Raw genomic sequence first — 10,096 nt, forward strand, 5'->3', positions numbered from 1 at the left:
TATCTAAAAAGCACGTTCTACAAAGGATTTTTCGATTGCTTGCGCTATATCCCTCTAATAAATTAGAACACTTAAGTTTTCTTCTCACCACGCTTTTACGTCAGCAGCCCATGGGCGTATTTACGCCAGAAACCATCTTGGTTGAAAGCCCGGGAATGCAGCACTGGGTCAGCATGCAGCTTGCCACAGAACACGGCGTGGCAATGAATATTGATTATCCTCTACCGGTGCGCTTTATGTGGAATACAGCACGTACTGTATTAGGACAAGACAAAGTACCCAAGCAATCTCCCTATCGTCGTGAAGTACTGACATGGCGTATCGACAATATTCTCCAAGATAGCTCGCTAATGAGCACAGAAGCTTTCGAGCAAGTTAACCGGTATTGGCAAAGCGCCGGTAGTGAACAAGAGCAGGGGTTACAGCGCCTTCAGCTAGCTACCGCTCTGGCCGACGTGTACGAGCAATACTTGTTGTACCGCCCAGACTGGTTATTTAAATGGGAAGCTAACGAACGCGCTGTATTTGATGACATGGAGATATGGCAAAGCGAAATTTGGCGCATATTGGTCAAAGAGCAACCGCTGCATCCTGCACGTTTGCATCAAATGACCTTAGAGGCGTTAGAAGCTGGTCATTTACCGAATGAGCCAACGAACAAATTGCCTAATCGTGTGATAGTGTTTGCTATTAACACCATGGCCCCGCAGCTTATCGCGTTTTTTGACGCCCTCGCGCAGCACATTGATATTCATATATTTCACCTAAACCCCAGCGTTAATTATTGGGGGGAAGCGAAAAGCAGTAGCGAACAGGCGAAGCTATTACGTTTAGAAGGGCTCAAAAAATGGATGGAAGACGATCAGTCAAACCCGCTGCTTGGCAACTTAGGTAAACAGGGCAGAGAGCTATTCAACTTACTTACTGAGCTAGATACCTTTGAGATTAGTGCGTTTGATTCACCGGATTTTGAAGAGGCTTCTAACAGTGGTGAGAACGTTCACCGTTATGGTCTACTCGAATATATTCACAACGATATATTGCAAGCCGCTCAACCGAAGCCACTTACTCATGATTTAAGAGAAAAAGACGATAGCGTTACTATCATGTGTACCCATTCCGCACTTCGCGAAGTGCAGGTTTTACACGACCACTTGTTACACTGGTTATCTCAAGATAAAACGCGCACCCCATCTGATATTCTGGTGATGTGCCCGGCCATCGAAAACTACGCGCCATTTGTTGATGCTGTATTTCACAGAGTAGGCACAAAGGCTTTGGCTGGCAGAGGGCAGGTTAGGCTTCCGTGTACCATTGCAGATAGAAGCCCAATGGATGCAGAGCCGTTGATTGCGGCGTTTATGGCGCTGTTACAGCTGCCCGATAGCCGCTTTGGTGTGTCGGACATTATGGATTATCTGCAGCTAGATTCAGTGCAAAAGCGTTTCTCAGTGTCACAAGATGATATCGAGCAAATGGTGGTTTGGCTAAAACAAGCTCATATTCATTGGGGTCTTAATAGCGCCCATAAAACGGCCGTTTCAGAAGGTGTTGATCTAGACGACACTTACAGCTGGTGGTGGGGAATACGTCGATTACTTATGGGTATGCTTGCACCAGATAGTGAAGTCATTGTGAGTGACTTACTTACTATTCCCGACGTTGAAGGACAAAGTGCGCTTACGCTAGGCAAGCTTATTGACGTTGTGGCGCTGTTGGGTGAGTTTGCCCAAGTATTAACAGCCCCAAGGACGGCGGCGCAGTGGTCTAAAGCCTTAATATCGCTTAGAGATGCGTGTTTTATGCCAATAAAAGAGCAGCAGCAAAGTTGGGATCTTATTGCCAAAGTTGCTGCCGATCTTGCTGCACGATGCGAAGAGGCAGGTTATGAACACGAACTCACCCTTCGTCAGGTTCGCGACCTGCTACTCAATCGATTCTCGTCGCCAGATGCTGGTAACCACTTTATGACCGGTCAGGTTACGGTGTGTTCAATGCTGCCCATGCGAAGCATACCGTTTAAAAAAGTGTGCATTTTGGGCCTGAACGACAGTGAATTCCCCAGAAAATCAAGCCCGCTGGGTCTCGATTTAATGGCGGGCGCTGGCCGCCAGATTGGTGACCGCTCAAGACGTTTGGAGGACAGATATTTATTCCTCGAAGCCATTATTTCCACCAGAGAGAGCTTATATTTAAGCTACCAAGGAAACGACGTTACTAATAATAGTGAGCGACAACCCAGTCTGGTATTGGCTGAGTTCATGGATATGCTAGAAAACAGCTACGCACTGGAGTTATCAAAGTACAGCGTTAACGCGCCGCTACACCCGTTTAGTGAAGAAGGCTTTACGGGAACCTTGCCGAGCTACGAAACAGGGTGGTTACGGTTAGCTGACGCGTTACAAAAAACGAAATTAAATACAGACGAAGCAGACAATGACTCTACCAATGATGCGGATACGTCAACGTTAGCGCCATCACCTGATGCACTATCAACGCAATCGCTTCGTCTATCAGGTATTCAAGTTGCGAGAGCTTTCAAAGATCCGCTGGAGTATTTTTCTGTCCAACGGCTGGGCGTGAATCTGTCTCAATCGTTTACGCTACTTGAAAATAGCGAGCCGTTTGAAACCAATGCGCTGCTGCGCTACCAGGTGCTCGACGCTATCTTTTCGTCTGCAGAGCGCGTTGCGCCAGAGAAAGATGATGTCGCCTCTCTTTCCTATAGTGAAAAAGTGATCACGTTTGCGTCGCTTAGAGGGGATATTCCCAATAACCCCGTTGCCAGAGATGAAGTTGACATGTGGAAAGAAGGGGCGTTGGCATTGAGTCAGGCCATGGGCCCTCATGACGCGGAGCCTAAAAAAGCGCACTTTCAAGGCAAATACATCACCTTTACTTCATCGGCTTTATTAGGCAGTGACGCGCTAGTCGAGCTTTGTGCAGGCAAGATTGACGCACACCGCGCTTTGGGTTTCTTCATCTCACAATTAGTTTTTTCAAGCAGCGTTGAAGAAACCAGCTACAGCAACTATCCGCTGGATATCTATTCGTGTGCCTGGGAAAAAGGCGAAACCATTTTGAAAAAGCAGCGCTTCCCCGCTTACGACCGAGAAACTGCTGTGCGTTTACTTTTGTTTATTGAACAGCTTTATATGGCAGTTTACACGGCGCCGACACCAGTTCATTTAAGTTTGTTCGGTACTTTTATGCCCGGGACCAGAAATTCAGACACTAAGCCTGTAGTGGAAAGCATAAAGCCTGAGATGTTTACCGACATTCTGCATGCGCTACTAGAGAGTGCGGACGGGACTAGTGAAACCGACAAAGCGATACTTAGCCAAGTTCAACATGCAATTGACGAGATGTGCCCGTTCACTGATAAAGACAACGCTGTAGCTAGCGAAACGACAAATGAAAAACATGAAAAAGCGAAACAGGCGGTGGATCAAGCCGCTGCACTTTTTAACACGATAGAGTTACAGCGAGCATTAACCGACTGGCAACAAAGTAGCGGGCAGTTCAGCGCCGATATGGCAAGCAACCCTTACTTAAATTGGTTGTTTCCTCAGGGCGTGAGTTGGAACGATGTGCCGTATTTAAGTGCTTTTGTGCTGCTCGCCATGGTCGACAATGCGTCTCAGGAGGAGAAGCTATGAGTTACACCCCTACATCCTCTGACAACCCTCTAGACGAGCAAGCTAAGCTGCAAACCGACGACCACAGCGGCACTGAAGCGCAATTACTCGATGTAGTCGCTATGCCGTTAAAAGGGCGCCACCTTATTGAGGCCAGCGCTGGTACAGGTAAAACCTTTAATATTACGCGCTTGTATCTGCGTCTATTGCTTGAAAAAAAGCTCACCGTCAAAGAAATATTGGTGATGACTTTCACCAAAGCCGCGACCGAGGAAATAAAGGGGCGTATTGCGGCAACACTGAGAGAAGCTCTACTTATTTGGCAGCAAGCCAAAGATAACGGCAATGAAATAGACAGTAGCTGTGACCCGGTTTATCAGTATTTATTTAACAACTGTGATATTGACGAGAGTCTGGCCCTTTTAAAAGCGGCGCAGCTAGAGCTTGATGAAGCCTCGGTGTTTACTATTCACGGCTTCTGTCAGCATGTTATCACCCAGCTAGCGTTTAACAGCGGCTTTGCCATGTCACTTAACTTGGGCAATGACACCAGCGACTTATACCTTGAAGCTGCCGAAGACTTCATTCGAAAAATTAGCAAAAGCGAGGACGAGTTTAGGCTACTGGCAGAGTCAGGTTGGCATACACCTGACAGACTGCTGCGAGAGTTTAACGCCAGCATTAAAAGTACTCTGACCCCAATATTGCTTAGTGAAGAGGATATTGAGGCAGCGTGTAAAAAGCAGTTAGATGAAGCGCCGCACACGTCTTTAGCCTACGTGAAGTCTCTACTTCAAAGCGTAGAGGATAATGAAGGGCTATTGGTAGAACAGCTCATCAAAACACCGGCCCATAAAAAAGAGCGGCCGCAGGAATTGGCCGCACTTAAAGCTTGGTTGCGTTCTTGCGTGGATGAACAAAGTTATTATCTTCCGCCGCCCGAAGCGGAAGCCTTTGTTAAAGGTAACCGATATGCGCGAAATTCATCTGGTGTAAAAGAGATCTTAACGCCTATAAAAGATTTTGCAGGGGCGCTTAAAAAAGCATTTAGTGAGAAAGACAAAGCGCTTGGTAAGGTGCCTGTATTCAAGCTGGTGGTTGAAGCCATTGCGTTCATCAAATCCCGCGTTGAAAAGCAGAAAAAGCAGCTTGGCGTTATCGACTTCGACGATCTTATTCGCATGCTCGCCGACGAAGTGGTGAAGCCAAACAATACTCTAGTGCCTGAGCTTCGCAAAAAATTTCCCGTAGCGCTTATCGACGAATTTCAAGATACCGATGCAAAGCAGTACGCGATTTTAGACGCAGTTTATCCTAATCTTGAGAATGCTAACGAAAGTGCGTTATTAATGATAGGTGACCCCAAGCAGGCGATTTATCGCTTTCGCGGTGGCGATATTTTTACCTATTTAAAAGCGGGTAGGCAGGCAGATTACCGCTGGGTGATGAATACCAACTGGCGCTCGGTTGAGGGAATGGTTAAAGCCTATAATCGGTTATTTTATGGCGCGCCTGTGGCATCAAATAGACCTGCCGATGTGTTTGGTTTTGATATCAAATACAACCCAGTCGAATTTACGCCTAAAGCGGCCGCGGCAAAAACGCCACTTATCGATCCTGCCGAACAAGACAATGTAATGAAAAGTGCTGTAATGAAGAGCGGTGTAATGAAAAGTGCTGTAACGAAACGCAGTGCAATGAACTACGTTAGCATGTGTTTAGATGACAAAGAAAACGCCCACATTATGCGCCGCAAAATGGCTCAATGGATTGCGCAGGAGATTTACCGCTTATTGAACGAAGCGCACTTCCAAACCGCCAATGGTGGCACCGCGCCTGTTAAGCCTCAGGATATCGCTATCTTGGTGAAAGACAGGACCGAAGCTGGCGCTATCAAAAGTGTACTGCAGCAAAAAGGCTTGGCGTGCGTTTATTTAAGCGATCGCAGTAACTTATTTGCCAGTGCCGAAGCCAAAGATGTACTGCGGTTACTTAACGGTATTTGGCATGCTAACGACACCAGTAAAGTAGCGTCGAGCTTGGCGTCACCGCTTTGGGGTTATAGTGCCCAAACACTTATTGAACTGTTGTACCATGAAGATGACGCGCAGTGGGATGCGGCTATCGACAAGGTATTGTCGCTGCGCGATATGTGGCTGCAAAAAGGGTGCATGAGTGTGCTGCTGTATTTAATGCAAGACAGCTATCAACCTCATGCTGACAGCGTGGAACGCGCCCTTACTAACTATCAACACCTAGCCGAAGTACTCGAAAAAGCCAGCACTACTCACCAGCGCCCAGAGCAGCTACTCGACTGGTTGAATAAGCAAATTCATAAGCCTGAAAGCGATGAAGAGCTTACTTTGCGTCTTGAAAGTGACAGCCAACTTATTCGACTTATTACTCAGCACGGCTCGAAAGGGCTAGAGTACCCCATTGTGTTTGTTCCATTTGCCACCGGCTACAGAGACGCCGCTAAAAACGGCAACACTACATCGCAAATATTTACTTATTACGACGAAGAAAAACAAGATTTGCAAATGCAGCTTGGGCAGACGCCACAGGCGATAGCTCGCGTTCAAAGTGAGAGTGAAGCGGAAGACATGCGACTGGCCTATGTGGCGGTAACACGAGCTGCCCATCGCTGTTACATGGGCGTTGTACCGCTAACTAACAATGAAAGAAGCGCATTAGCACGAGCACTTGGTGTAGGCGACGATGGCAGCAACAACGATTGGTCGAGTGTGTTAAACCGCGTTGCTGATGAAGATGCGTCCCATGCCAGCCATATCGACGGTGATGAGTTTGAGGAAGTGTATAATGGCTTTGAACAAGAAGATGAGTTACCTCAGCTAACCGCGTTGCAATTTACCGGCACGGCAAGCGAAGAATGGCGACTGTATTCATTCTCAGCAATGAGCCGTTTAACCACGGCTGGTGCTAACCAAAGCGTTGAAACAGGCACAGCAGCAGAGTCCGGCGCAACAACAGAGCCCTTGAGTCAAACCCTTCCTAATGTGCCAGTACTTCAAACCATTCGAGATGAAGAAGTGTATGCAAGTGACCCCCTTATGGGTGAGATGGGCACAATTGATGCAGACATCAATTCCTCGGCAGGTATTGAAAGTACGGTAAGTAAAAGTGATCTGCGTTTTACCCTAGAGAAAGGTGCGAGCGCAGGTAATTTACTTCACGATATTCTAGAGCACAGTGACTTTAGTGCGCCCGATTGGGAAGAAACGGGTAAGGAACTGGTTAACCGCTTCGGGTTAGATGAAAAGCGAACGCCGCTATTCTATAAATGGTTAGAAGAAGCGCTACAGACGCCTCTGTATCCCAATATGCAGCTAAGTATGAGTGATTTGCCCTTAGCGCAAACCCTGCGCGAAGCCGAATTCTATTTTCCAATGAACGACACGCAATGGACTCAGCTTCGTGAAGTACTCGCGACTCATCGAAAAAACGTGGCTGACGTTATTGGTGGCGAGATGGAAACAGCGCCTCAATTAATCACAGCTAAATTACAGGGAATGATGCACGGGTTTATTGATTTGATTTTTGAACATGACGGTCAGTTTTATGTGGCAGACTACAAATCAACCTGGCTTGGCGATACCCTTGATAGCTACACGCCAACAGCGCTGTTTCACAATAACCAGCATCACCTTTACGACCTTCAGTACTTAATTTACTGTTTGGCGCTACATCGCTATTTAAAGAATACGCTGCCTAACTACGACCCAGATATGCATTTTGGTGGAGTGTATTACTTGTATCTACGAGGTATGCACCCAGAAAACGAGCGCGGGGAAGGGGTATTTTATACTGATGTTCCATCGTCTGTACTCAATCGATTAGACGGGATATTTGCGAGCAAAGGCGATGCCCAGCAAGGCAATAGTTCTTCGAATGCAGGCAGCTCTCGCCAGCCTTTGGAACAAACGTCTTCGGGTCAGCAGCAGTTTAGTTTCGATGACAAGTAGTCAACATCATAGAGGCTAAAGCAAAGGAAAATAATGAAAAGCAATCAACACTCTGTACCGTCATTTTTTGATAACTTGTTTGGCATCGAGGCGATCGACAAATTTGTCGCAAAAGAATTTGGCTTTATTGATGAACTGGAGCAAGAAGAACAGTTTATTTGGGCTGGGATCTTAGCATACTTGTCGTATATGCAGCGCAATGGCCACAGCTGTATCTATTTAAAAGACATAGCGGGTACGACGCTTTTTAAAGAGGTAGTCGCAGAACAAGAGGCAGCCTTGGCGTTTGAAACGAATGAGCATAGCAGTAATGGGGCGGCGGCTGCTTCACTGACGCTGGTTGAACAAACCGAGCAGGAAAAAGCGCCCAAAGCAGGTGTTGACGTGCCACAACTAACACCGTTACTTAGAATTTTAAAAAGCGCACTGGTTAACGAGCAGGTGGCTCAACTATTTGTCTATAGCAACGGCAAGCTGTACAGCCGTCGCTACTATGAATTTGAACAAGAAGTAGCACGCAATGTTGTAAAACGAGCTGCGCTTACGCCGTTAAGTGATGAGGCAAGCGAAAAAGTAAAGCAACTTTGGCCAGCAATCTTTCCTACCGAAACAACCGATCGGCAAGATTGGCAGCAAATAGCGGTGGCGAAAAGCCTGATGCAGCGCTTTTGCGTTATAAACGGTGGGCCAGGAACAGGTAAAACCTATACTGTATTGCGCTTATTACTGGCGCTACAGGCTTGCGATGAAAACTTAAAAATTGTGCTGGCAGCGCCTACAGGTAAAGCGCAACAGCGTATGACCGAATCTATCATGAACAGCATAGACGGGCTTCGCGGCAAGTTGAACGACACAGTACTTAACAACGTGCCTACCGATGCTGTGACGCTACATAGATTACTAGGATTGCGCGAGCACGGTGTATCGACTAAGTTCAATCAGCACAATCAATTGGCAGCAGATGTACTTATTGTCGATGAAGCAAGTATGGTCGACTTAGCGCTAATGACGCGCATAGTACGAGCGTTACCAGACCATGCACGGCTCTATTTTATCGGTGATGCAGATCAGCTTCCTGCGGTTGAGCTTGGCAACGTGTTAGAGCAGCTAGTTAGTACCGGGCCAGCATGTTTTGATGACAACGCGAATGTGCCAAATGGCACAAACAGCGCACATAGCTCACTTAGTTTAAACAGTCATGACGACGCGTTTTCTTTAGGTGGCGTGCCATCGTTAATGCGTCAGCACATCGCTACGCTGTGCCCGCATTTGCCCCTGTTACCTGTTGATGAGCAGGCAAAAAGCTATGTAGCAACTCTGCAAGCACCGCAGCGCTTCAAGGGGCAGGTGGCAAAAGTTGCAACGGCCATACAGCGAGGTGATGCAAGCGGCGCACTTACTGCAATTAATGACCAGGCTGATGCCAATGACGAAAGTGCGGGTCTTGGTTCAAATACGGCATCGCGACTACAATCCGGCGTTCATCTATGGCCAGAACTCCAGGTTAGCGGCCGTGATTTACAACAGTTGGCCAAAGAAAGCTTCTTGCCTATTTTTGACGCTGGCAGTGCCGAAGAAGCGCTTAATCGCCTGAATGTGGTTAGGTGGCTAACCCCAGTCCGCAAGGGCGGAATGGGCGTAGAAGGCCTGAATAATTTGGTGTTCGATGCTATCAAGCACAAAATCAGAAAGCGGGAAGGCCATTTCTATCAAGGTCAGCCCATTATGATTGTCAAGAATCATCATCCTCAACGACTATCAAACGGTGAGGTTGGTGTAATCTGGCCTGACAGCAAAGGAAAGCTATATGCGTGGTTTTACCAAGACAGCCAAGCTTCAGGTCAAAACGGTTCAAGTCAGAATGCTTCGGCAAATGCGGGAGACAATGCTGACAAGGCGCTACAGGAAAAACAAGCGTTGCGCAGCATATCGCTATCAAGAGTACCGCAGTTTGAAACTGTGTATGCCATGACCATACATAAATCTCAAGGCTCTGAGTTTAACCATGTTGTACTTATTTTACCTAAGCCTGATAGCGAGAAAGCCGCCAATTTATTTCATCGAGGCCTAGTGTACACAGGGTTAACCCGAGCTAAAGACGGCTGCTTAATTATTTCTGACAACGCTACATTTAGCCACATGGTTCAACGGGTGGATAAGCGTTATTCCGGGCTGTCTGAAGCGATTAGCCTGCACCTAGAGAGCATATCAAACGCCACCCCAGAGACTGAATAGAAATAAATGTACTCTGACCCTGAGGGATCCCCACGAATTTAATTCCATGTGCCTGCGGTCCAGGCCCCGTCGACTATGGAGCTGTACCATTTGAGTGCAGTTTTCCACTGTCGCATAGTGAATCTTATTCGGCAAGCAACAGCTCTCAGACCGAGATAGTGGAATGACAGCACGCTTCTGGTGTCGGTATTAGCTTGGAAGCGCCGATGTTTATTCGAAGAGACGACTACCATACCCAAT

3 protein-coding genes are annotated in these 10,096 nt (G+C 47.2%); all 3 read left to right on the forward strand.

Annotation, left to right across the window (positions count from 1 at the left end):
• Positions 1-35 precede the first annotated feature (35 nt).
• Genes recC through recD form a run of 3 tightly spaced genes read left to right on the forward strand, consistent with a single transcriptional unit; the run spans position 36 to position 9,856 of the window.
• A complete protein-coding gene (gene recC, locus QME20_RS14130) occupies positions 36-3,659 on the forward strand; it encodes an exodeoxyribonuclease V subunit gamma (RefSeq protein ID WP_281716105.1) in 3,624 nt (1,207 codons plus the stop codon).
• Complete coding sequence (recB, locus tag QME20_RS14135; RefSeq protein WP_281716106.1) at positions 3,656-7,621, forward strand: exodeoxyribonuclease V subunit beta; 3,966 nt, start codon at positions 3,656-3,658, stop codon at positions 7,619-7,621. Before recC ends, recB begins: the two co-directional genes overlap by 4 nt.
• 33 nt (positions 7,622-7,654) lie before the next feature.
• On the forward strand, positions 7,655-9,856 hold the full coding sequence (gene recD / locus QME20_RS14140) for an exodeoxyribonuclease V subunit alpha (RefSeq protein WP_281716107.1): 2,202 nt from the start codon (positions 7,655-7,657) through the stop codon (positions 9,854-9,856).
• Positions 9,857-10,096: the final 240 nt, after the last annotated feature.

Origin of the sequence: Alteromonas sp. CyTr2 (assembly GCF_947311905.1) — a bacterium.
GTDB lineage: Bacteria > Pseudomonadota > Gammaproteobacteria > Enterobacterales > Alteromonadaceae > Alteromonas > Alteromonas macleodii.